This window comes from Bradyrhizobium sp. AZCC 1693, assembly GCF_036924745.1.
In the GTDB taxonomy this organism is placed as follows: domain Bacteria; phylum Pseudomonadota; class Alphaproteobacteria; order Rhizobiales; family Xanthobacteraceae; genus Bradyrhizobium.
The window spans coordinates 6,883,734-6,905,908 of the sequence record NZ_JAZHSD010000001.1 but is presented as its reverse complement, the minus strand read 5'-3'; the positions used below and the strand labels follow the sequence as shown (position 1 = coordinate 6,905,908).

At 61.0% G+C, this 22,175-nt stretch carries 17 protein-coding genes and 1 pseudogene; 11 read left to right on the top strand and 7 right to left on the bottom strand.

Annotation, left to right across the window (positions count from 1 at the left end; translation table 11 throughout):
• The first annotated feature begins 45 nt into the window (after positions 1 to 45).
• Positions 46 to 1,216, top strand: a protein-coding gene (locus V1293_RS32775) for an IS3 family transposase (RefSeq protein WP_442894314.1) whose coding sequence is annotated in 2 segments (ribosomal slippage) — positions 46 to 353 and positions 352 to 1,216 — 1,173 coding nt in all. Because the reading frame shifts where the segments join, the coding sequence is not laid out codon by codon here.
• A gap of 774 nt (positions 1,217 to 1,990) precedes the next feature.
• Here V1293_RS32775 and V1293_RS32770 read toward each other — a convergent pair.
• From V1293_RS32770 to V1293_RS32750, 5 genes are all read right to left on the bottom strand, one after another.
• Entirely contained in the window at positions 1,991 to 4,039 is a 2,049-nt protein-coding gene (locus tag V1293_RS32770; RefSeq protein ID WP_334515518.1) for a recombinase family protein, read from the bottom strand.
• Positions 4,020 to 4,199 carry a hypothetical protein gene (locus tag V1293_RS32765; protein ID WP_334515516.1) on the bottom strand — a complete coding sequence of 60 codons (180 nt, stop codon included), beginning with the start codon at positions 4,197 to 4,199 and terminating at the stop codon, positions 4,020 to 4,022. The genes V1293_RS32770 and V1293_RS32765 overlap by 20 nt, the downstream gene beginning before the upstream one ends.
• 304 nt (positions 4,200 to 4,503) lie before the next feature.
• Positions 4,504 to 6,561 carry a recombinase family protein gene (locus V1293_RS32760; protein ID WP_334515514.1) on the bottom strand — a complete coding sequence of 686 codons (2,058 nt, stop codon included), beginning with the start codon at positions 6,559 to 6,561 and terminating at the stop codon, positions 4,504 to 4,506.
• Positions 6,542 to 6,724 (bottom strand): hypothetical protein, encoded by a 183-nt coding sequence (locus tag V1293_RS32755; protein ID WP_334515513.1) that lies wholly within the window; start codon positions 6,722 to 6,724, stop codon positions 6,542 to 6,544. Before V1293_RS32755 ends, V1293_RS32760 begins: the two co-directional genes overlap by 20 nt.
• 272 nt (positions 6,725 to 6,996) lie before the next feature.
• Entirely contained in the window at positions 6,997 to 7,497 is a 501-nt protein-coding gene (locus V1293_RS32750) for a tyrosine-type recombinase/integrase (RefSeq protein WP_334515512.1), read from the bottom strand.
• 421 nt (positions 7,498 to 7,918) lie between these two features.
• On the opposite strand from V1293_RS32750, the gene V1293_RS32745 reads away from it, so the two are divergent.
• The gene (locus V1293_RS32745; RefSeq protein ID WP_334515510.1) at positions 7,919 to 9,319 is read left to right on the top strand and encodes a tyrosine-type recombinase/integrase; all 1,401 of its coding nucleotides are present in this window, start codon (positions 7,919 to 7,921) and stop codon (positions 9,317 to 9,319) included.
• 354 nt (positions 9,320 to 9,673) lie between these two features.
• Here the strand turns inward: V1293_RS32745 and V1293_RS32740 are convergent, their stop codons facing one another.
• Positions 9,674 to 10,426, bottom strand: a complete 753-nt coding sequence (locus V1293_RS32740) for a hypothetical protein (protein ID WP_334515509.1) — start codon at positions 10,424 to 10,426, stop codon at positions 9,674 to 9,676.
• 149 nt (positions 10,427 to 10,575) lie between these two features.
• Here V1293_RS32740 and V1293_RS32735 point away from each other — a divergent pair, with 149 nt between their 5' ends.
• The 5 genes and pseudogenes from V1293_RS32735 to V1293_RS32715 all read left to right on the top strand — a co-directional run bounded on the left by V1293_RS32735 (position 10,576) and on the right by V1293_RS32715 (position 13,676).
• Positions 10,576 to 10,980, top strand: coding sequence for a hypothetical protein (locus tag V1293_RS32735; protein ID WP_334515507.1), 405 nt, complete (start codon positions 10,576 to 10,578; stop codon positions 10,978 to 10,980).
• Between the two features lie 257 nt (positions 10,981 to 11,237).
• Positions 11,238 to 12,011 (top strand): outer membrane protein, encoded by a 774-nt coding sequence (locus tag V1293_RS32730; protein WP_334515505.1) that lies wholly within the window; start codon positions 11,238 to 11,240, stop codon positions 12,009 to 12,011.
• 14 nt (positions 12,012 to 12,025) lie between these two features.
• A pseudogene (locus V1293_RS32725) lies at positions 12,026 to 12,687 on the top strand (SOS response-associated peptidase family protein).
• Positions 12,688 to 12,810: 123 nt separating this feature from the next.
• A complete protein-coding gene (locus V1293_RS32720) occupies positions 12,811 to 13,050 on the top strand; it encodes a PilZ domain-containing protein (protein WP_334515502.1) in 240 nt (79 codons plus the stop codon).
• A gap of 440 nt (positions 13,051 to 13,490) precedes the next feature.
• Positions 13,491 to 13,676 (top strand): hypothetical protein, encoded by a 186-nt coding sequence (locus V1293_RS32715; RefSeq protein ID WP_334515499.1) that lies wholly within the window; start codon positions 13,491 to 13,493, stop codon positions 13,674 to 13,676.
• A 1,371-nt stretch (positions 13,677 to 15,047) separates the two neighbouring features.
• On the opposite strand, the gene V1293_RS32710 is transcribed toward V1293_RS32715, so the two are convergent.
• Positions 15,048 to 15,536: a hypothetical protein gene (locus tag V1293_RS32710; protein WP_334515497.1), complete on the bottom strand. Its 489-nt coding sequence runs from the start codon at positions 15,534 to 15,536 to the stop codon at positions 15,048 to 15,050.
• 309 nt (positions 15,537 to 15,845) lie between these two features.
• On the opposite strand from V1293_RS32710, the gene V1293_RS32705 reads away from it, so the two are divergent.
• From V1293_RS32705 to V1293_RS32690, 4 genes are all read left to right on the top strand, one after another.
• Positions 15,846 to 16,712 (top strand): SMP-30/gluconolactonase/LRE family protein, encoded by an 867-nt coding sequence (locus V1293_RS32705; RefSeq protein ID WP_334515495.1) that lies wholly within the window; start codon positions 15,846 to 15,848, stop codon positions 16,710 to 16,712.
• Between the two features lie 528 nt (positions 16,713 to 17,240).
• Positions 17,241 to 20,228: a GAF domain-containing protein gene (locus V1293_RS32700; protein WP_334515493.1), complete on the top strand. Its 2,988-nt coding sequence runs from the start codon at positions 17,241 to 17,243 to the stop codon at positions 20,226 to 20,228.
• Positions 20,225 to 20,590 carry a response regulator gene (locus V1293_RS32695; RefSeq protein WP_334515491.1) on the top strand — a complete coding sequence of 122 codons (366 nt, stop codon included), beginning with the start codon at positions 20,225 to 20,227 and terminating at the stop codon, positions 20,588 to 20,590. Before V1293_RS32700 ends, V1293_RS32695 begins: the two co-directional genes overlap by 4 nt.
• Positions 20,591 to 20,604: 14 nt before the next feature.
• Positions 20,605 to 21,723 (top strand): adenylate/guanylate cyclase domain-containing protein, encoded by a 1,119-nt coding sequence (locus tag V1293_RS32690; protein WP_334515488.1) that lies wholly within the window; start codon positions 20,605 to 20,607, stop codon positions 21,721 to 21,723.
• Positions 21,724 to 22,175: the final 452 nt, after the last annotated feature.

Sequence of the window (22,175 nt, the reverse complement as noted above, 5' to 3'; positions counted from 1 at the left end):
ATGAGTGGACACCTGTAGTAGGCTCAGAGAGTCAGGAGGTGTCGAATGGAAGGACGTCAACGTCGGTCGTTTACCGAGGAGTACAAGCGGCAGGCCGCTGAGCTCGTGGTATCGAGTGGTCGGTCGATCACGTCAGTTGCCAAGGAACTCGGTCTGCGCGATTCCGTGCTGCGGCGCTGGGTGGAGAAGCTCCGGCAGGAGCCGGCATCGGCGGCGCGGCGCCCCACCACGCAAGCGACGCCGATGCCGGCGGACCAGGCTGCTGAGATCGCCCGGCTGCGCCAGGAGAACGAGCGGCTGCGCATGGAGCGGGACATTTTAAAAAAATCGATTGCGATCTTTGCCGGAACCAGACATGAGCTTCCGCTTCATCGAGGACCATCGCGATGCCTATCCGGTGCGGCTGATGTGCGCCGTGCTCGATGTCTCGGCGGCCGGCTATTACGCCTGGCGCGAGCGTCCGGTGAGCCAGCGCGCGGCTGCCAATGCCGCTCTCCTGAAAGCGATCCGGCAGGTCCATCAGGACAGCGGCGGACGCTATGGCAGCCCACGGGTCCATGCCGCGCTGCGGGTGCAGGGACGTGGCACCAGCCGTGGCCGGATCGAACGCTTGATGCATCGGCACGGCATCCGCGCCATCATGGCATCACCGCGCCGGGTTCGTACAACCGACAGCCGTCATAGCCTGCCGATCGCGCCGAACCTCATCGATCGTAACTTTACAACCGCAGCCCCGAATCGGATCTGGCTCGCCGATATCACCTACATTCCGACTGCGGAGGGCTGGCTGTACCTGGCTGCCATCATGGACCTCTTCAGCCGCAAGATCGTCGGCTGGGCGATGCGGGATCACATGCGGGTCGAACTCGTCTCGTCCGCGTTGACGATGGCAATCCAGCAGCAGCGGCCGGAGGCCGGATTGATCCATCACTCCGATCGCGGCGTGCAATATGCCTCACACGACTATCGTGCGGTCCTGTCGGCCGCCGGTATCATCGGATCAATGAGCCGCAAAGCCGACTGCTACGACAATGCCCCGATGGAGAGCTTCTTCCATACCCTGAAGACCGAGCTCGCTCATCATCGCCAATACAAGACCCGCGCCGAGGCCCAGCGCGATATCTTCGCCTTCATCGAGGGCTTCTACAATCGAATCCGACTCCATTCCGCCATCGGATATATCGCCCCGATCGAGATGGAGCTAAAAGCAGCTTAACCCTGTCCACTTTTTTGGGGGAAGATCAAAGCTCACTGCCTGGATCGCCTCCTTTGTGCGCGTGCCGTGCCGTGCCGATAGTTTCCGTTACGCTTGCCGGTCGGTGCGCCACCTCTAGCTCCCTGCATTCGACAGACGCGGCAGCCGCGTACGGGCAGGCGCTCGCCATTAAGTGATTCCGTCGGCTAATTAACCCGAACGAGGCTTGGGGTACACACAAGACGACTCACAAGCAAAACCCGACGCTCTTGTGAGCGCCGGGGCTAATTTTCTAGTCAGGTACTCCTAGTCGCAACGGCGGACCCTACGGACAGAGCCGTCGTCGCGCTCGATCGTGACAGTGCGGCATCCGCGATATCCGCGATCATAACCGTAGGCGCGATAAGCGGGTCGATCGTAGTCGCGATAGTAGCGCGGCTGCGGGCCCACTCTCACGCCGCCGATCGGTGTATCAACGGCAACTTGAGCTGACGCGGGTGCAACGGAGATCGACGTGGCGATCGCGAATCCAGCAACCGCCAGTGCACCAGCCAATAAGGCATTGGCTCTGCGCCATGCCGGTCCACGGTCGCGGAAGATATCCGCGACCTCCAAAGCCGGGCGCGACATAAGCGCGTCAGCCGGGCGGCCGGATCTCCTTGAGTTTGAGCGCGATGTGCTCCAGCGGGCTCATGACCTCGCTGATCGTCTTGGTGGCGACGCGGGTATAGAGCGCCGTGGTGTCGAGCTTGGCATGGCCGAGCGGACACGAGTCATACTGAGCACCTGTCTACATCATTGAAAGTCAAAGGATTGCTGCGCAGAATTTGGTGTTAGCGGTCCTTGCGATCGCTTTTCAGCGCCGAAGGCAGCCACGTCCTCGGCCTTGATGACCCAGGGTGCTCCCTTGCAGAGCTGCCGTCCGTTGAGGTTGCCGCGTTGGATCATACGCAGCGCCGTCATCGGTGTAACGCCGATGATTTCCGCGGCGGCTTCCAGAGTGATTTCCCCCCGCGCTGTCCTCTCGCCTTCGCAGTAGACTGCAATTTCGTGGTGATGCCGGAATGAGCGCACGCGCGCCTCGCTCCAGCCGTTGCCGCGCCCCGTTGGCTTGCCGGCGCGATTGAGCAATCGTGCGATCTGCTTGTCGGGCATCTGGCGCGCCAGCTGCCGGACCAGGGTCAGCGTGTCCTCGGGAACTGTCCAGCGATGCTTGCCAGCAGTATTCATCTTGAGCTTCAGCGCGGTGTGGTCGCCGCCCTGCCAATGCAGCACCATTTCGATGAAGCCGTTCTCGGTGCGAGCGATGATCTCATGCAGTACCGCGCGCAGGATCCGCTTGCGTGTCGCAGCGCTCGCGGCCGGATGCGACCAGGCGCGCTCCAGGTCTGCACCGAGCTGCATCAGGTGCTCCCGTTCCTTCTGACTTAGCGACGGCGGCCTTTTTGCGTCCAGCATCGCGATCTCACTCTCGATCCGGTGCACCGCCTGCAGCGCCTCGTTCCAGCGCCGCTCCAACTCGCCCGCCACCAGCCGATTGGCAGGATCGACGTTGTCGTATTGTCGGCGCGCATGGGCAGCCTCGTAGCGTGCTTGGGCGAGTGCCAAATCGAGCTGCCGCCGAGCCGCAGACATTTCAATGGTCTGAGCTTCGAGCGCCTTGACCGCAGCGTCGGTGCCGAGTGGCTTTAGGACGCGCAGAACCTCCGTGGCCACAGCCTGATCCGCTCTGAGGCCGCCGAAGGAGATGCACCGCTCGGCGCCATGATTCACGACGGCGCCCTGGCAGTAGTAGCGGCCAGACTTGCCGTAGCCCACATACATCTTCCGGCCGCAATGGCCACATCTGAGCAGGCCCGCGAGAATGAGCTCGCCTCGCCGTGCCGCCCCGCGCGCGATGGCGCTGCCCTTTCCGGTCGCATTGTCCGCAATCACGCGCTGGTTCCTCTCGAACTCCTCCCATGTGAGGTAGCCTTCGTGCTGATCTTTGAGCAGCACGTCCCATTCCGTGCGGGAGCGCCGAAGTCCGCGCCGCACACGCTTTCGCCCGTCCTCGACGACGGCCTTGCTCGTCGTGCGCCCGAAGGCATAGGCGCCAGCATAGACTGGATTGGTGAGGATGTTGTGCACGGTGTTGTAGATCGGCAGCTTCCAGACGATGCAGCGTCCTTCCTCGTCATGCGACTTGGCGGGCAGCTCGATGCCTTCGTCTCTGAGCCACAGATGCACCTGGCGTACGCTCTGGAACTCCGAGAATTTTGCGAAGATGAGGCGCAAGGCATCCTGCACACGCCGATCGGGATCCTTCTCGATGCGGTCGCGCCCGGTCTTCACATAGCCTGCCGCAACGCCGAGGAACAGCGCGCCGCGACGCGCCTTCTGCTTCAGCGCCTCCTGCGAGCGCTGGCGGAACAGCGACAGCTCAAGCTCGCTCATCGTGCCCTTCATGCCGAGCAGCAAACGATCATTGGGATGGCGAGGATCATAGATTCCGTCTTCGTCGACGAGGATAGTCCCGACCAATCCACAGAACTCGATCAGCGTATGCCAATCGCGGCCATTGCGAGCGAGGCGCGACGCCTCGATCGCGAGCACGGCGCCGACGCGGCCCTCGCAGATCGCAGCCAGCAGGCGCTCGAAGCCTGGGCGGCTGATGCCACCGCCGGAGCGACCGAGATCATCATCGATCACCTCGACGCTGACCCAACCGAGCTGGCGCGCGCGATCCGCAAGCCCATATTGCCGGCGCTGGCTCTCCTGATTGTGCACAAGCTGGTCGGCTGTCGACTGGCGGATATAGACGACGGCACTGCGCGCGAGATGTTCAGCAGTGATCTTGTTCATCGCCGGCCTCCCCGGTTGCAAGCGCCTCGGCGATCTCGATGAACAGGGCTTCGACCAGCGCCGATAGCTGGGCTTTCTGAGCCGGTAGCAGGGCCGCACATGGCTGGTCTTGATCGAACAGTCGCAGCTGCGGCTTCTCGGGATTTGTTTTTCGCTTCATGCCCGTCTGGCTCCCTTTTTGAGTCGGACGGGAGAAAGGCTAAGAGCCCATCGATCTCGACGCGCAGCGAGCGCAAGTTTTCAAGAGAAAACTGCGGTTCGGCCGACAGCTTGAAGCGCGCTGCGCGCTCGTGCGTCATCCATTCCGGGATGCAGGCAACCGACCCGTCAGGCTGCGGGATGACGACCAGATCAACGCCGCGATAGGCGAATCGCCGCTGAACAAGCACGGTCTCGCCATAGCGTGGATGGAACGGATACATGATCCGCGCCTCGACCGGCTGTTGGTGGGCAGTTTGGCTAACTCATTGAAAGTCAAAGACCTGCTGCTTGGCATCCGGTGTTAGCGGAGACTTCTGACTCTTTCCGCGGGCGAAGCCTGCCAAGTCCTCAGCTCTGATGACCCAAGGCGCGCCCGCGCAAGCTTGTCGGCCTTTGATGTCGCCGCGGCGGAGCATACGCAAAGCCGTCATGTTGCAGACGCCGATGAGTTTTGCTGCCGCTTCGAGCGTAATCTCGCCGCGCTCCGCCCACTCGCCGTCGCGGAAGACGGCAATGTCGTGGTGATTGCGGAAGCCGCGCACGCGCTCTTGCGTCCAGGCATTATCGTGCCCGGTCGCGACGCCAGTGCGATTGAGCAGGCGCGCGATCTGCCGATCAGGCATCAGCCGCGCCAGCTCACGCACGAGCGCGATCGTGTCGTCGGGGATGCGTGGATTGTGCCGGCCGGCCGCATTCAGTCGCTGTTTGATTTGCAGCTGGGTATGGTCGCCGCCTTGCCAGTGCAGGACCGCATGGATGATTGCGCCGTCCCTGCGCACGACGATCTCCGTGAGTGCCGCGCGAAGGATGCGCTTGCGCGTTGCGGCGGTTGCAGCGGGATGCAACCAGGCGCGCTCCAGATCAGCACCGAGCGCCACCAATTTCTGGCGCTCCGGCTCACCGAGCGGCGGCGGACGACGCGCAATCAGGGCGGCGATCTCTCCTTCAAGCTTTGCGACAGCCTGCAATGCCTCGTTCCAGCGGCGCTCCAGCTCGCCGGCGACCAGCCGGTTTGCCGGGTCGACGGCGTCGTACTGTCGGCGCGCGTGCGCGGCTTCGTAGCGCGCCTGCTGCAGCGACAGCTCCAGCTGGCGCTCGATCGCGGTCGTCGTGCTCGATTGCGCCTCGATCGCTTTGAGTGCCGCCTCGATGCCGAGCGGCTTCAGGAGGCACAGGACCTCGTTACTGATCGCCGTATCGATGCTCAAGCCGCTGATCGAAATGCAGCGCGCGGCACCGTGGTTCGTACGCGCACCGTAGCAATTGTAGCGGCCGATCTTGCCGCTGTAGTGCACATGGAGCTTGCGGCCACAGTGGCCGCATCGCAGCAGTCCGGGCAGCAGCAGGTCGCCTTTACGAGCTGCTCCGCGAGCGAGTGCGCTGCTCATGCCGGTCGCATTGTTGGCGATTACCTCGAGGTTGTGCTCGAACTCGTCCCAGGTGATATAGGCCGTGTGGTGCTCCTTGATCAAGACATCCCATTCGGCCATGGGCTTTTGCACACCACGCCGGACATGCTTGCGTCCACCTTTGACGCTCACATGGCTCGTCGTGCGCCCGAACGTGTAGGCACCTGCATAGATCGGATTGGTCAGGATGTTGTGCACGATGTTGTAGGCCGGCAGTCGCCACAGGACGCCGTGCGCCTCGCCTTGACGCGACTTGACCGGCAGCTCAATACCCTCCTCTCTCAGCCAGATGTGCACCTGTCTTGCACTTTGCAGCTCGGCGAACTTTGTGAAGACCAGCTGCAGGGCGTCCTGCACGCGTTTGTCCGGATTCTTCTCTATGCGATCGCGACCGATCTTCACATAGCCGGCGGCGACACCGAGGACCAGCGCGCCGCGGCGCGCCTTCTGCTTCAGCGCTTCCTGCGAGCGCTGGCGGAACATCGAGAGTTCAAGCTCGCTCATCGTGCCCTTCATGCCAAGCAGCAGCCGATCGTTGGGATGGCGAGGATCGTAGATTCCGTCCTCGTCGACGATGAGCGTGCCGACCAATCCACAGAACTCGATCAGCGTATGCCAGTCGCGGCCATTGCGGGCAAGACGCGACGCCTCGATCGCGAGCACAGCGCCGACACGGCCGTCGCAGATCGTTGCAAGCAGCCGCTCGAAGCCGGGACGCGCGATGCCGCCGCCAGACCGGCCGAGGTCGTCGTCGATGACTTCGACGTTGCTCCAGCCAAGCTGCTTGGCGCGATCGACGAGACCGTATTGGCGCCGTCGGCTCTCATGATTATGCGCGAGCTGGTCTGCTGTCGATTGCCGGACGTAGACGCAGGCGTTGCGGGCGAGATGCTCAGTCGTGATCTTGGTCATCACCGTTCCCCCCGATTGCCGCCTTTGCCAGCGCCGCCGCGATCTCGCGCAGCAGCACCTCGATGACCATCGCGAGCTCGCTCTTTTGAGCTGCACGCAGTTCGACGCACGGTCGCTCGGCCTCGAACAGACTTGGCTGGAGATTCTCGGATCGGTGCGTCATTCTCTGGTCGCTCCGTTTTTGATTCGGACGCCAGAAAGCCTAGAAGCGCATCGACCTCGTTGCGGAGGGAGCAAAGAACATCCAGGGGAAAATGCGGCTCAACGCTGATCTCGAATCCGGACGCAGCCTCGTCAGTCATCCACGCTGGAAGGCAGGCAAAGGTGCCGTCAAGTTGGTGCACAACGAGAAACGCGGCGCCGCCTCGCTGAAGCCGCCGCCTAACGCGCACGATCTCGCCAAAGCGGGGGTGAAATCGGTAAGTGATGCGTGCTTCAGCCTGTTGTTCGCGGGCAGTATGTCGCCGTTCCGAGCAAGAGCTGGACGGCTCTGAGATTGCCTGTGCGCCGATAGATCAGGATAGCTTTTGTGCGTCGCAGCGAATGCGTGCCAAAAAGCCTCGGGTCCAGCCCGACGCTTCCGATCCACTCCGATACGAGCCGGGCATATTGGCGCGTTGTCATATTGCGGTTGGGACCACGACGGCCGGTGAACAAGAACTCGCCGGGCCGTTTGCCTGTGGCTTTTAGATAGTCATCGACCGCCTGGCGGGTCTGCTCGCTCAATTCGAATCTGACGGGCCGACCGGTTTTCTTCTGTCGTACCGTTGCGCGATCCGCTGTGTACCCGCCCGCAGCGACATCCTCGACCCGGATTGCATCAACGTCACAGCCACGAAGCTTGCTATCAATCGCCAGATTGAACATGGCAAGGTCGCGAGCGCGACCTTCGATCTGGAGTTTCGTCCGGGTCGACCAGACGTGCTTGGGCCGCAACGGTGGCTTTGCCCCGGTCAGCTTTCCCTTGTTCCGCGCCTCTCGCTTAGTCGTGGGGTCGCATTCACTGATCCTGCATGGCCATACTCCTCGGCTCGGTTACAGAGGGCGAGAAGAATGTGCCACCGGATTGGACATCGGAATCAGGTCGGTTTTCGGGCCAAAGCAGACTTACCGTCCGGCCCAGCGGCAAACGACCTGGAGCGAATGACCAACTCGTCTATATTTTGGCATTCGGTGAAACACGCCGAAACTAAGAAAACCCTTTAAAACAAGCACTTTCGACTAGCCTGTTGCGGGCTGTTTCTGCGGGTTTCGCCAAATCTAGGGCCCGGCCCTAAGCCTTTCAGTGTCCGCACGACAAACTGAAAGCCCCAAAGCCGAGCCCCTTTGGTCTCAACCCATAGGAGCCGAAACCGCAATGGATAGTATCATCACCACCGAACCCGCTGCAAAGCGCGCGCGCAAGGGCAGCGTCATCATGACCGACCGCCTCTGCGAGAAGCGCGTCGCCAAGCGGGTCAAAATCTACGACCGCAAATGCCCCGGCCTCTACGTCAGCATCATCCCTGCCGGGGTAGCGACCTTCTTCTTCAAGTTCACCGACCGGGCCACCGGCAAGCAGCGCTCCAAATGGCTGGGCGTCTATAAGCCCGAAACCTTTGCGGTCGACCAGGCCCGCACCGAGGTCTATGCGCTGAAAACCCGTATCGGCAACGGCGAGAACGTTGCGGAGAATTTGCGGCAGCAGAAGGCGCAGAAAGCGAAACAGGGCAAGACCGTCGACGAGATCATCGAGGAGCGGATCGAATGGATGAAGACGCCAGTCCGCAAGCCGGACGGGGAAATGCGACCCCGGCTGGAAAGCTGGGAAAATACCGCCAGCCACTTGCGGCGCTTCGTTAGCCCAAGGCTCGGCAAAAAGCTACCGGGCGAAGTTACCAAGCACGACGTTGCGACGCTCTCGAATGATATCGTCGAGGGCAAGTTCGGGGTTCCCTCGGTCAGCAATGCGCGGCATATGCGCAAGGCGGCCTCGGGCCTGTTCAACTGGGCAGCGGAAGCCGGCCGCGACTATGTAACCGCCAGTCCTTGCGTAAACCTGCCGAAGCTTGACCCGGAGCATCCGCGCACGCGCGTCCTTTCCGAGGACGAGATCAGGATTTTCTGGCACGGCGTCGACCGCGACGACCTGCCGTGGGATCGCCGGACGAGGCTCGCGCTCAAATTCGAGTTGGTCACTATGTTGCGGTCGGCTGAACTGCTCGGCGCACATTGCGACGAACTGTTCGATCTCGACGGTGAAAATCCGCGCTTCGACGTCCCGCTCAAGCGCGTCAAGAAGCGGCGGGTAATCCAACAGCCGGTTTCCGATCTGGCGGTGGAGATCATCAAGGAGGCCCTGCGCGGCAGCAACAAGCAGTTCGTGTTCGCGAGCCCGCTGGGCGATATGCCGATGAACCGCAAGGTGATGGCAACCGCGCTGCGCGGCACGAAGGTCAAGGGCAAGGTTAAAACGCCCGGCATCTGCGCGCTGCTCGGCCTAAAGCCATTCACGCCGCACGATCTGCGCCGGACGGCGGCGACCTTGGCCGGCGATCTCGGCTTTGATGATGCGTGGATCGCGAAATGTCTCGATCACGCCGCGAGCAAGAAGCAGGAGCAGATCGTGCCCAGTGTCACCGGCAAGGTCTACAATCACTCGAAGCGGATGAAGGAAAAGCGCGCGGTGCTCGACGGTGTCGCAGCGGAGCTTCGGCGGATCATCGGCAAGCCTGCACCAGTGAAACAGGCGGAAACCGAACTGCGTCTCGTCGCCTGATGTTTTTCGGAGCCCGATCCCATCTCCGGGTCGGGCTTTTCCTCTTGAAACACGCTCAAACGCGCCATTTGGCCGCTGGCGCGTTTGTGCAAAGTCCCGCCTGATTATCGGGCCCGTCGTCGCAAACGTAGGGGCGGCCGCGCTGGAGCGGCGGCCCGGCGCGGGAACGCGGCAGACCCGGCATGTCGCTGCATGCAAGATTTTCTTAGGCGACTTCGGGAACCAGCTTCATTCCAGTTCGACGGCAACTTTTTTTTACGGTAGCCAGTGGTAGCGAGCACCGCCTCGATCATTTTGAGGAATGCGAGCCGATTTCTGATCTCGGCGGCTTGGCACTTCATGCTCTCGCCCATTTTAGATTGATCCATCATCTTCGCGGGTGCGCTTGGGCGCGATCGGCTGAGTTGGTTGGGTCGCTTTCTTCCCCGAGCCGAAAGGCTGCGTCGAGCCGCCGCCGTAGGGCTGCGTCTTGGGATTGGCCTCGATAATCGCGACCACGCATCGCTTGAACATCTGGGCGGCCTTGCGACTGCCGATCATTCGCGCGTTCCATCGCGGCTCGTCGCCTTGAGGGAACTCAAGCCGCATTAAATCAGCGTCGGAAAAGCCGCGCAGAAAGTCGTCGATGCCGGTGCCGAGCCTGAATTGGACCACCGGCGACCCGCCCTCGGTAACTCCGCCACGCGCCGCAATCGATTGCGAATAGGTATCGAGCGAAACGATCAGCGAGATATCGATCGGCTCGGCGGGAAAACGCCAGCTATCCTTGAACATCTGAACGAGCAGCCCTTTCTCGCCCAAAATGTATTTGATCATGATGCTGGCATTATCTTTCGGGAAAGTTGTTTGCATGCCGCAAACTGGTTTCTTCTCCTCGTTGGTGACGGTTTGAAACGTCGCCCATGCGCCGCTCGGGATAAATACCTCGGCGCCTGCGGTGCTCGCCGACAACGCGATGGCGGCGGTGATCATTAGTTTTTTCACTGCGAGTTCTATTCCGGTTCCCAAGCGGCGTTCATGCAAAAGCCCAACAGTCGGTTCCACTGTTGGGCAATCGCAAGTCCGATTTGGTTTGAATTGCGCTTCACTAAAAGCGTGAGATTTCAATCGGGTCTATCCGGGAAAATGCGGAGGCGGAAAATGACCAAGGCTTGCCACACCGGGTTCACACGGATGCCAAGCTTAACCAAGTCTTAGCGGTAGTTGTGCCGATCATCTGGTGGGGCTCTTGCGAAAACCGAGGAGAGCAGTCTCCCATGCTCAAAGACGGCACATATGCGGCGTGGTTCAAGACCCCACTGGGCCAGGGCACCGGCATCGCCCATGTCCAAGACGGCAAAATCTGGGGCGGTGATAGCATCATGACCTACAGCGGCTCCTGCAAAGTCGATGGAGATCGGTTTACCGCAATCGTAACGACCAAACGGCATACCGAAGGGCACGTAACGGTCTTTGGCGCTGATGATCTCACGATGAAGCTTGAAGGAACGTTCGACGGCAAGATCGCGAGATACGTAGGAACGGCAGAACAGGTCCCGGGCGTGCTGCTTGAGGGCACGCTCATTCTGAGCGAACAACAGCCGCCTGCGCCAGAGCCGAGCGCGCCGATGCCGACGTTCAACCCTAATCGGCTCCCGAAACTGCCAAAGCGAACCCGCTGATTGGGTTCTTCCAGAATGGACCCAAGGATATGGCGCGATCTCGCGCGTCTCGGTCAGACGCATCATGTGCACCGGCGGCGCATGGCGCTCTTTCTTGCAAGACTGACATTTTAGGGAGGCTTCGAGCTTCCAGACCGGCGTCCAACGTCCGGTTGTGGAACTCTCTACTTTCTCCGTCATTGTGGCGCCCGGGTGACAGAAACTTCGGCGAACAATGGTAGGTTGCATGCTGGGGCAGGTATTGGACTGGGTGAAAAATGAAGAAAATCCTGCTGGGCACGGTTGCCCTCATCGCGCTCGCCGCTCCTGCCTCGGCCGCTGATCTGGCGGCGCGGCCTTACACCAAGGCGCCGTCTCCGATAGTCGCTCCGATCTACGACTGGAGCGGCTTCTACATTGGCCTCAATGGCGGCGGCGGCTCAGCCCACAAGTGTTGGGACCTGACCAGCACCGACACCGGGCCCATCGCTCCGCCCGTTTCCTTGGGGTGCCACGATGCGACCGGGGGCACGGTCGGCGGTCAGATCGGCTACCGCTGGCAGACGACGAACTGGGTGTTCGGCGTGGAGGCGCAGGGCAACTGGGCCGATTTCAGGGGATCCAACGCCAACCTCGCCATCGCGGACGTCCAAGATGAAACCAAGATCGATGCGTTCGGTCTGTTCACGGGCCAAGTTGGCTACGCCTGGAATAACGTGCTGCTCTACGTGAAAGGCGGCGCTGCGGTCGTCCGCGACAATTACAGAGCTTTCGATATTCCGACCGGGCTGACTATCGTGAACGGAAGCCAAACCCGCTGGGGTGGCGCGGTGGGAGCGGGTCTCGAATTTGGCTTCGCTCCGAACTGGTCTATCGGCGTTGAATACGACCACCTGTTCATGGGCGATCGTGATGTGAATCTCTACGGGGTCGGGAACGCTGGTCTTGCGCCCGGCGCTTTTGCAGGCACCGCCCGGATTGCTCAGCACGTTGACATCGGCCTCGTTCGCGTGAACTACCGTTGGGGTGGCCCGGTCGTCGCGAAGTACTGATCGTCGAACTGAAAATGCCGATCCGCGCGCTGTTCCGCGTGATCAACCGCTATGTCAGCAACTTGCCGCCGATGCCGGGCGTGTTCCCCGACTATGCGGCTCCGGTGGTACGAAATGCCGGAGCCGACAGAGATGGTGACGATGCGCTGGGGCATGCCGCCACCACCCCGAACGGGTGGACCGCCGGTCACCAACATTCGCAACACATCGTCGCCGCACTGGCGCGGCTGGCTCAAGCCGGAGAACCGATGCTTGGTGCCCGGCCAATTGCTTTGCCGAATACGCGCCGGAGCCAAACCCCGAGACCAAAAAGAAGGATGTCGTTTGGTTCGCGCTCAATGAGGACCGACCGCTGTTCGCCTTCGCTGGCATCTGGACCGAGTTCAAAGGCGACCGGGGCACCAAGTCCAAGCCGATCCCCGGACCGCATCTCGTCTACGGCTTTCTGACGACCTCGCCAAACGTGGTCGTCGAACCGATCCATCCGAAGGCGATGCCAATCCTGACTACCGACGAAGAACGTTGGATGTGAGTGCCATGGGATGAACCGAGGGCACTGCAAGGACAGTTACCGGACGATGGATTGATGATTGTTCGGCGGGCGCGGATAAGGAAGATATTGTCAGCGTCTAAGCTATTGTCGGACCGTCGTTTGCTAACGGCTGAGGTCTGCTAGGTTTTTCTAACGAGGCATTAACTTGAGCCCGCCGTCGCCGTAAATGCACGCCAAGGTACCGCGCTTAGTAACCTTTAACACGTTCCTGCTAACAGAGGCGGTATTTGAATTAGGAATACTACAGTGGTCGAAACTCGGGTTGCGCCGCGCATTCGGGTCATGAAAGCTGCCAAGATCGATTATGGCGGCGACAAGTATCCCTGCGTTGTCCGCGATATATCTAGCACCGGCGCGGCGCTAGAGTTTTCCGATTTGATCCGCATTCCCAATGAATTCACACTGATCATGCCGGATGACCGATTGAAGCTTTCGTGCCGCGTTGTCTGGCGCAGAGGGTATCGCGTCGGCGTGCGGTTTGAATAATTGAGCTTAGGTTGAGGTAGGGAACGGCTTGGCGACGACGTGTGGATGCACGCGCCGTGGGAGGAAGCTAAGGCGCTGCAACGGGCTTTATCTGATGACCTGCTGAGGATCGTCGCGCGTGGTGCAGACAAGGAAGATCGGGTGGCGGCTAGCAGATGTCCGACAGGGATTGGCAGCGCGCCTTTGACGATCCGATACCGATCTCGGGTGGCCGCCATCTCATCACCTTGCACGGCGCCGCGCCGGCTCCCGAGAAAAGAGGCCGAAAAACCAGAATGGCAGACCGCCATTGAGGCACTCTTGCTTGTTGCTGAGAGTGGCGGCCCGACGATGTTTGCCCGCATCGGCGTCATGAGAGCATTGAACCGGAGCCACGTTCGGGAGTTTAACCCATCTCGCAAGGAACCCCACTGGGGACGCCGCAAGCTGGCGGGAGATCGATGAAAACGGTCTGGATTTACGTCGATACAAAGAAACAGGTCGGCGACCGTGACCATCTCAAGGTGTTTGCAAACTCGGACCTTGCCGATGAGTGGTTCGTGGTGAACGATCCCGAAGGCGTCGTGTTTGAATACGAGGTCATAGGCGTTGACGAAACCGGGTCAGGACGTCAACGGCATCGCTAGGACCGAGGCCGACCACCGCATGAAATGCCCGGCGTGCGGGCAATGGTTCGACATGCGCATAGCCAGTGAGATCAGGCGCGTAACCAAGGGTGCTAAAGAGCCCTGGCGATATCGCGCTTGCAGCAGGCGGATCGCCTGTTGGCTGTTCCGATCAACCATAGCTTCGCGTTGCAGACACAACGCGGACATCGCGCTTAGTCCGAAAAGTCTTGACCGGATTGGGCTGTCCGCGTGATGTCTGGTTTAGCGCTGTCAGCCATCGAAAGGCGGAAATCCGAGGTGGGCCGCTTCGTGCCAATTTTGGAAAGTCGACCTTCTCATCCAATCAACTTCTGTGCGGCCAAGCAGTGACACGAGGAGAGAGACGCCGAGCGCCTTCGCTCAAATCATCCCCCTTATCGTCCTATCGGAAGGGTACCTTCCAGCCCTTCACCAGATCCCCCAGCAGATGCGCCGCGACCGTTAGCTGGCGAGCGTCAGGCTACTGGTAGCAATCTCCTCGACCGAGCGGCGGATGCGTGTCGCTTTAGGATGAGCCGCGAGCCAGTTCCCGGCGGCCTTTTGGCGGAGTGGCCGATTGCCAGCATATCCGCGGCCAGTCTTGTTTCGGCCGCCATCTCGCTCCGGAGCCTCACCGGTGCGCTCAGGACGAGAAGAGCGTGCCGGGCTTTGGATCGAGCAGAGCGAAGTCGCCAAGTTCTGGTTCAGGGCGGTCAACAAACTCAATCCGCGCGATGATCTGCCGAAAAACGGCTGCGCTTCATGCTCTGGTCATCGTCTTGGCCAGCGCGAACTTGAACCTCATGCTGCGGCGGTCGCATGATCATCATCGAGGTCTTCGAGCGCGGTGCAACGCCACGGCATCGGCCGACAGCTCCAACGAACGTCATCAGGATCGACACCTCATGAGCCCGTCACAATCCCGCAAATCTCGTCGTCGCGCTCGCCGGCCTTCGACCGGCCACGGCAGAGCACGCTCAGATATCCAGCCCTCGTCTCAAATCGTCCGACAGTTCATCATGTCCGACGCAATCCGCCGCCGATTCACCAGCCGCTTCACCGTCGGCCAACTTGCCGGGGCGGCTCGATCCCGATCACAAATCTCTCCCGCGGCTCTCAAATCGCCATAGCACCTGCGGCACGGCCTTCATTCCCTCAAGCGCGGTTTCCTCCCTTGGAGGCTTTCGGACGCCGGCCCCCGTGCGCGCGGCCCCCGCGTCATGGGGCCGGCATCCGAAACCCTTCACAGAGGCAGATATTGCAGGCTTGGTTTAAAATGAAAGAGACCGCCAACAGAGGTTTCCACGTTAGCCCCGCGCGGTTCTGTTGCCGCGTGGTCTAGCTACGCCTCAGTTTACCGGATGGTTCTCGTTATTCGTTCACGCACAATTGGCCGCGAACGTGGGAATCAAAGCCGCCGCCTTGCCGGCCGATGCCGTTGAGAAAAATGAGCCGGCCGATGGAGTTGCTGAATCGATCAGTTCCCTCGACGATCTTATCGAGTTGGCTGAACGCTTGGGATTCGGTGTCGTAAATGCCAACAGTGGTGGTCGTGAATGTTCCTCCTTTTGTGGTGACTACCACCGTTCCCGCGAAAGATTGCAGTGCTTTGGGCAACGAAGCCAGTCCTGCCGTTTCGGCCATTCCGTGCGCCGTGAAAAACCACGTAGCGCCGCTTAGAGCGGGCTCGTTGCTCTTGACTGCTCCTGCGGTGCAAAGGTCGATCTGGCTTGCGCAACCATCCTTAGTCATTTGAAGCGCAATTGTCGCCTCAAAGTTTCGACACGGCGCGGGCTGTTGGGCAAAGCCGGCACTCGTCGAAAGTGCAAGGATAAGGGTTGAAAGAAAGGCAAATTTCATGATGCCCTCCTTCTCTACTGGACGTGCACTCTACACCCGATTGGAAGGACAGACCAGAGTGTGCCAGCGCACCGGACTGCCGGCAGCGAAATCCGCTATGGGTTATTCGCGTCGGTTTGGCGGACTTCCGGTCTACCCCGGTGAACAGACATTCTTAGGATAGGCGGACATGTCTCAAAGGTGCCAAACTCAGGCATTGGTCACGTGCTCGATCCGCGTGGTAGTCGGCGGGGCATAAATTAAGAACGGACGGAACATCTGCCGTGACAGGCTTGTTCCTTTCTCGGGGGCAATCGCGAGGAGGCTACCATGAGGACACCTCAGCTCTCCGCATTAGTGTTTGCCGTGCTTACCTTCAGTGCCGTCGCCGCGGAACCTCAGAAGCTGTGGGAGGCGAGTGGCTTCAAGCAGCCCGAGTCGGTGGTCTTTGACCGTGCCGCGGGGGTCATTTATGTGTCGAACGTCAACGGCGATCCGATGAAAAAGGATGGCAACGGTTTCATTTCAAAGCTTGGGCCGGATGGAAAGGTCGTCACAATCGAATGGGTCAAGGGACTCGACAGTCCGACCGGCCTAGCGCTTGCCAACGGCAAGCTGTACGCCGCAGACGTCGATCGGATTGCGGAAATCGACCTCGCCAAGGGCGAAGTCATCAACCGATACGAGGCACCCGGATCCAAGTTCTTGAACGACCTCGCGGCTGACAAGACGGGGCGGGTCTACGCATCCGACATGGTGACAAACAGCATTTGGGTGCTCGACGGCGGCAAGCTGTCGCTCCTGCTGCAGGATGATGCGCTCGATAACCCGAACGGGCTCCTCGTCGAGGACGGCAGGCTTGTGGTCGCGTCGTGGGGCAAGATGGCCCCGGACTTTTCGACCAAGGTACCCGGCCACATGAAGGCCGTCGATCTCGCGACCAAGAAAGTGTCTGCTCTGGGTGACTCGACACCCGCCGGCAATTTCGATGGTGTCGAGCCCGACGGCAAGGGCGGCTATCTTGTCACCGACTGGATGAGCGGCGGCCTGTTCCACGTCGCGAGCAACGGCAAGGCGACGCGTCTCCTTCCGCTCGCGAAGGGAAGCGCCGACCTCGGCGTGGGGCCGGATGGTACCGTCATGATCCCGATGATGATGGAAGGCACTGTTGTGGCTTACAGGGTCGATACACCCTGAGTGAACTCGTCACGGTGGGTCGAATGGTCAATCGCGTCGTTCCGACGATGTCCCCAGCACGTCCGCTTTAGCGCCGTGAACGAATCACTAGCGTGACCGATCGAGTCCGAAAAGTGCACAACTCCGGACTCATGCGCCGCAGCAAACTACGCCGCCCTCATTCGATTACCTCGTCGGCGCGGCTAACGCATGGAACGGGAGGCTCTGGGTGGAGCGCTGACAGTGTCTCCAAAACTATGACGCGTCCGGGTCGAGTTGGCTTCGAGATTGGATTGCTGCCTCACTCGCCGCGGGCAAGCACGTCGCCGCGCTGCCAAGGAATGAGATGAATTCCTTTCGTCGCATGCGCCCTCCCCCTCAGAGGACCACGCCTGTAGCATAGAGAGCTTAGCAGCTTGGGTGGCCGCCAGGGATTGTAGCTTTCGGTAACTCGCTGCTGGGCGAGCAACCCTCGGGTTCCCGTCACCGCCTGCCGGCTTCCGGTCCGCAGGCTGAGACAAACTGCAGCATTGCTGCTAGATTTGAGCAATGAGCATCTCCCTCCACCCGGATACGCCACGGGGTCGGACGCTAGCGGGATCGCCGGTAGCGAGCGCGGAGGTGGGAGCGGTTTCATCCGGCGGGAGAAACCGCAGCGGGCTCTTCATCAAGTACGTTGCGCTGTTTGTCGCCGTGGTTGGCGTCGCGCTGCTAGCCAACGGAAGTTTCGAGGTTTTCTTCTATTTCCGTGAGCACAAGGCCTCGCTGATCCGGATTCAGCACGAACAGGCGGTGGCTGCGGCGGCCAAGATCAGCCGGTTCATCAAGGAAATCGAGAGCCAGCTCGGATGGACCACCCAATTACCGTGGTCGGCGGGTTCAATCGAACAGCGCCGCTTTGACGCGCTGCGATTGCTGCGTCAGGTGCCGGCGATCACCGAACTCGCGCAGGTGGATTCTACCGGCAAGGAGCGGCTGCTCGTCTCGCGCTTGGCCATGAACGTGATCGACAGCGGCCTTGACCTTTCAAAGGAGCCGAAATTCACCGAGGCCGTCGCCCACAAAGTCTACTACGGGCCGGTCTACTTCCGCAGGGAATCCGAGCCGTATATGACATTGGCGGCGGCCGGCACCCGTAAGGACGCCGGCGTCAGCATCGCCGAGGTCAACTTGAAGCTGATCTGGGACGTGGTGTCCCAAATCAAGGTTGGCGAGCACGGCCGCGCTTATGTCGTCGACGCTCAGGGCCGGCTGATTGCGCATCCCGACATCAGCCTTGTGCTGCGCAACACCGACATGTCCAAGCTCGCGCAGGTGCAGGCGGCGCAAGGTGGGCAGGCGGGCGGCACAGCCGACGAGCTGCAGGGCGCGCGCAACATCCAGGGGAAAGAGGTGTTGACCGCATCCGCGCCGATCTTACCGCTCGGTTGGACCATGTTTGTCGAACTGCCGGTCGAGGAAGCCTATGCCCCGCTCTACACCGCCTTGCAGCGGCTAGCGTTCGTACTGCTTGCGGCATCAGTGTTTGCTGTGCTTGCAGGAATCCTGCTGGCGCGACGCATGGTCGGCCCGATCCAGGCGCTGCGCGCGGGCGCCGCACGCATCGGCGCCGGCGATCTCGGCCAGCGCATCTCAATCAAGACCGGCGACGAACTGGAAAGCCTCGCTGACCAGTTCAACGAAATGGGCGCGCGCTTGCAGGAATCTTATGCCGACCTGGAAAACAAGGTCGAGCAGCGGACCGCAGAATTGCGGGAGTCCCTGCAGCAGCAGACGGCGACCGCGGAAGTGCTCAAGGTAATCAGCCGGTCGGCCTTTGACCTGCAGACGGTGCTCGATACGCTAGTCGAATCTGCCGTACGGCTATGCGAAGCCGATTCCGCGCTTATCTCCAACCTCGAGGGAGAAGCTTATCGGGTGGTAGCAACTTTTTCCTTTGCGCCCGAATCCAACGCGCTCATTCGAGGTCGCGTTTTGCCCGTTGGGCGTGGGAGCATGACCGGACGGGTTGCATCTGAGGGACAGGTCGTCCACATCGCCGACATCGCTTCCGACGAGGAATACTCCATAACCGAGACGGTGACGCTGGAAAAAACTCACACCATGCTCGGCGTGCCTCTACTGCGCGAGGGGGTCGTGGTCGGTACGATCAATCTCGGACGCCAGCGGGTTCAACCGTTTACTGACAGGCAGGTCGAGTTGGTTCGGACTTTCGCCGACCAGGCCGTGATCGCGATCGAGAATGTTCGGCTGCTCGATGAGCTTCAGGCGCGAACGGAGGAGCTCGGGCGCTCGGTCCAGGAGCTGAAAGCGCTCGGCGACGTCACGCAGGCGGTGAACTCGACGCTTGATCTCGAAACCGTGCTTACGACCATCGTCGCCAACGCGGTGCAGCTCTCGGGTACCGATGCCGGCGCAATCTACGTGTTCGATGAGGCGCAACAGCAATTCCGGCTGAGCGCCACCTACGGAATGGACGAGGCGCTTATCGCAGCGATCCGCGACCAACGGATCGGCGCCGGTGAGAGGCTGATGCAGCAGGCCGTTTCGGTTCGCGGACCCCTGCAGGTCCCCGACCTGCGTCAGGAGCCCTCCTCGCCGACGCTGGAGCTCATCCTGCGCGCCGGCTATCGATCGCTGCTGGCTGTGCCGTTGCTCAGCCGCGACACCATCGTCGGCGCCCTGGTGGTACGGCGGCGCGACACCGGTACGTTCGCGGCTGGCAAGATCGACCTCCTGCAGACCTTCGCGGCCCAATCGGTGCTGGCGATCCAGAACGCCAGGCTGTTCCATGAGATCGGGGACAAGAGCCGGCAGCTCGAGATTGCGAGCAAGCACAAATCGCAGTTCCTCGCCAACATGAGTCACGAGCTGCGCACGCCACTCAACGCCATCCTCGGCTACACCGAGCTGATCCTGGACAACATCTATGGTGACATGCCCGACAAGATGCGAGCGGTGCTCGAGCGCGTTCAGAGCAACGGCAAGCACCTTCTTGGTCTGATCAACGACGTCCTTGATCTGTCCAAGATCGAGGCGGGTCAGCTCACCCTGTCGCTGACCGACTACTCACTTAGAGACTCCGTACACGCCGTGGTCGTCGCGGTCGAATCGCTCGCGACCGAAAAGGATCTGGCGCTCAATGTTGAAGTCGCCCCGGATCTGCCCATTGGCCGCGGCGATGAGCGTCGCCTCGCGCAGGTGCTGCTCAACCTTGTCGGAAATGCCATCAAGTTTACGGACCGGGGCTCGGTGTCGATCAAGGCTTCGGTAGCGGATGGCACGTTTACGGTCGCCGTTCGTGATACCGGGCCCGGAATTTCGGCAGACCATCAAGTGAAGATCTTCGAGGAGTTCGCGCAGGCCGACACATCCTCGACCCGCAAGCAGGGCGGAACGGGGCTTGGCTTGTCGATCGCCAAGCGGATCATCGAACTGCACCACGGGCGGATTTGGGTGGAATCGGTCCTTGGCGAGGGCGCGACATTTTCCTTTACGGTTCCGGTGCGAGTCGAGCGACAGGCGAGGCAACCATGACCAAGCGCATCCTGGTGATCGAAGATCAGGAGGACAACCGGCGAATCCTGCGGGATTTGCTTTCGAGCGTCGGCTACGAGCTGATCGAAGCCGAAAATGGCGAGGACGGCGTTGCGGCCGCCGCCGCGGATCGGCCCGATCTCATCCTGATGGATATACAGCTGCCGCTTCTGGACGGCTACGAGGCGACACGCCGGATCAAGGCTCAATCGGCGCTCTCCGCAATCCCCATTATCGCGGTGACCTCCTACGCCCTGAGCGGAGACGAGGAAAAGGCGCGGGCTGCGGGCTGCGAGGGCTATGTCACCAAGCCCTTTAGTCCGCGTGAGCTGCTCGCCAAGATCCGGGAATATCTGCCCTAACGAGCCGAGCTCCGATGCACCATCCTCCCCGCATTCTAATCGTCGACGACAGCGAGGCGAACCGCGACATTCTCAGCGCACGGCTTGCGCCACACGGCTATGAGCTCATGCACGCGGCCGACGGAGAGGAAGCGCTCGCTGCCGCGAGAGAAAGGGCCCCGGATCTGATCCTGCTCGACGTCATGATGCCCAAGATCGACGGCATCGAGGTCTGCCGCCGGCTCAAGCAGGATGCCGAGCTGCCGTTCATGCCCATCATTCTGGTGACGGCCAGGACCGATACCAGGGATGTCGTCACGGGGCTCGAGGCCGGGGCCGACGAATATCTGACCAAGCCGATCGATCAGTCCGCGCTGGTAGCGCGTGTGAGATCGGTCCTGCGCCTCAAGGAGCTTCATGACAAGGTGCAGGGACAGGCGCACGAACTCGCCGACTGGAACCGCACGCTCGAGCAGCGCGTCACGGAGCAAGTCGCCGAGATCGAACGCATGGGCCGGCTCAAGAGCTTCCTGGCGCCGCAGATTGCCGAGATCGTTCTGTCCTCGGGCGAAGAGCTCTTGGACAGCCACCGCCGAGATGTGACCGTGTTGTTCTGTGATCTGCGGGGATTCACGGCCTTTGCGGAGACGGCCGAGCCGGAGGAGGTAATAGCGGTTCTGCGCGAGTACCACGCGGACCTCGGTGGACTCATCCACGAGTTCGAAGGCACGCTGCACCGCTTTACAGGCGATGGCATCATGGTCTTGTTCAACGATCCGCTGCCATGTGTCGATCCTGCGCAGCGCGCCGTTCGGCTCGCCGTCGCGATGCGCGACCACGCTGCCGCGCTTGCGACCAACTGGCGCAAGTTGGGTCACGAGCTCGGGTTCGGGGTCGGCATCGCCCACGGCTACGCCACGCTCGGCCGCATCGGTTGCGAGGGCCGGTTCGACTATTCGGCCACCGGCTCGGTTGTCAATCTCGCCGCGCGACTGTGCGCCGAGGCGAAAAACGGACAGATCCTGATCGACAGCAAGGTGTTCGCGGCGATCGAGGAGCTTGCAGAGACCGAACCTGTCGGCGAGCTCGTGCTCAAGGGCTTTCACCGTCCGATCCAAGCCTTCAATGTGAATGTGCGCGCACTTCACCCGTAAACGAAATTCAAGACTTGGTCGACTGAATCTCCAGACCGGTCGCAATTGTGTCGCTACGCCGATCTGAATCCACGACGCCATCAACGTCATCCCAAGCTTCGACACCAATGCCCCGCGGCCGCGCCACGCCGCACGCTCGCGAACCCCGAACTCGCTCGCGGGATATTCTAGTGAATCGCGATTCGTGAAAACCCTTAGGCGCGGTCGATTTTGATCGATCTAAGAGAAACCATTCTAGGCTTTTTCGGGCTTGTGGAGTTTTCACACAGCCAGGGTCAAACGCGTCAATCAAATCCGATGGATTAGCGGTGCCAATAACGAAGCCCGCATTCCCGTTTGGTTAGCCGCGGCGGCGGCGTTAAACCTTCGCGCGTTTATAATTTGTGAATTGAATTTGCCGCTGAGCCATGCCGCGATATGTGTCCCTTCGACCTGGATTTAGCGTGGTCCTG

Excerpts from the sequence above, each read along its gene's own strand:
- V1293_RS32755 (WP_334515513.1), bottom strand. The coding sequence starts at position 6,724 with ATGACGCACCGATCCGAGAATCTCCAGCCAAGTCTGTTCGAGGCCGAG.
- V1293_RS32765 (WP_334515516.1), bottom strand. The coding sequence starts at position 4,199 with ATGAAGCGAAAAACAAATCCCGAGAAGCCGCAGCTGCGACTGTTCGAT.
- V1293_RS32730 (WP_334515505.1), top strand. The coding sequence starts at position 11,238 with ATGAAGAAAATCCTGCTGGGCACGGTTGCCCTCATCGCGCTCGCCGCT.
- V1293_RS32735 (WP_334515507.1), top strand. The coding sequence starts at position 10,576 with ATGCTCAAAGACGGCACATATGCGGCGTGGTTCAAGACCCCACTGGGC.
- V1293_RS32690 (WP_334515488.1), top strand. The coding sequence starts at position 20,605 with ATGCACCATCCTCCCCGCATTCTAATCGTCGACGACAGCGAGGCGAAC.
- V1293_RS32695 (WP_334515491.1), top strand. The coding sequence starts at position 20,225 with ATGACCAAGCGCATCCTGGTGATCGAAGATCAGGAGGACAACCGGCGA.
- V1293_RS32715 (WP_334515499.1), top strand. The coding sequence starts at position 13,491 with ATGAAAACGGTCTGGATTTACGTCGATACAAAGAAACAGGTCGGCGAC.
- V1293_RS32760 (WP_334515514.1), bottom strand. The coding sequence starts at position 6,561 with ATGACCAAGATCACGACTGAGCATCTCGCCCGCAACGCCTGCGTCTAC.
- V1293_RS32770 (WP_334515518.1), bottom strand. The coding sequence starts at position 4,039 with ATGAACAAGATCACTGCTGAACATCTCGCGCGCAGTGCCGTCGTCTAT.
- V1293_RS32745 (WP_334515510.1), top strand. The coding sequence starts at position 7,919 with ATGGATAGTATCATCACCACCGAACCCGCTGCAAAGCGCGCGCGCAAG.
- V1293_RS32700 (WP_334515493.1), top strand. The coding sequence starts at position 17,241 with ATGAGCATCTCCCTCCACCCGGATACGCCACGGGGTCGGACGCTAGCG.
- V1293_RS32710 (WP_334515497.1), bottom strand. The coding sequence starts at position 15,536 with ATGAAATTTGCCTTTCTTTCAACCCTTATCCTTGCACTTTCGACGAGT.
- V1293_RS32705 (WP_334515495.1), top strand. The coding sequence starts at position 15,846 with ATGAGGACACCTCAGCTCTCCGCATTAGTGTTTGCCGTGCTTACCTTC.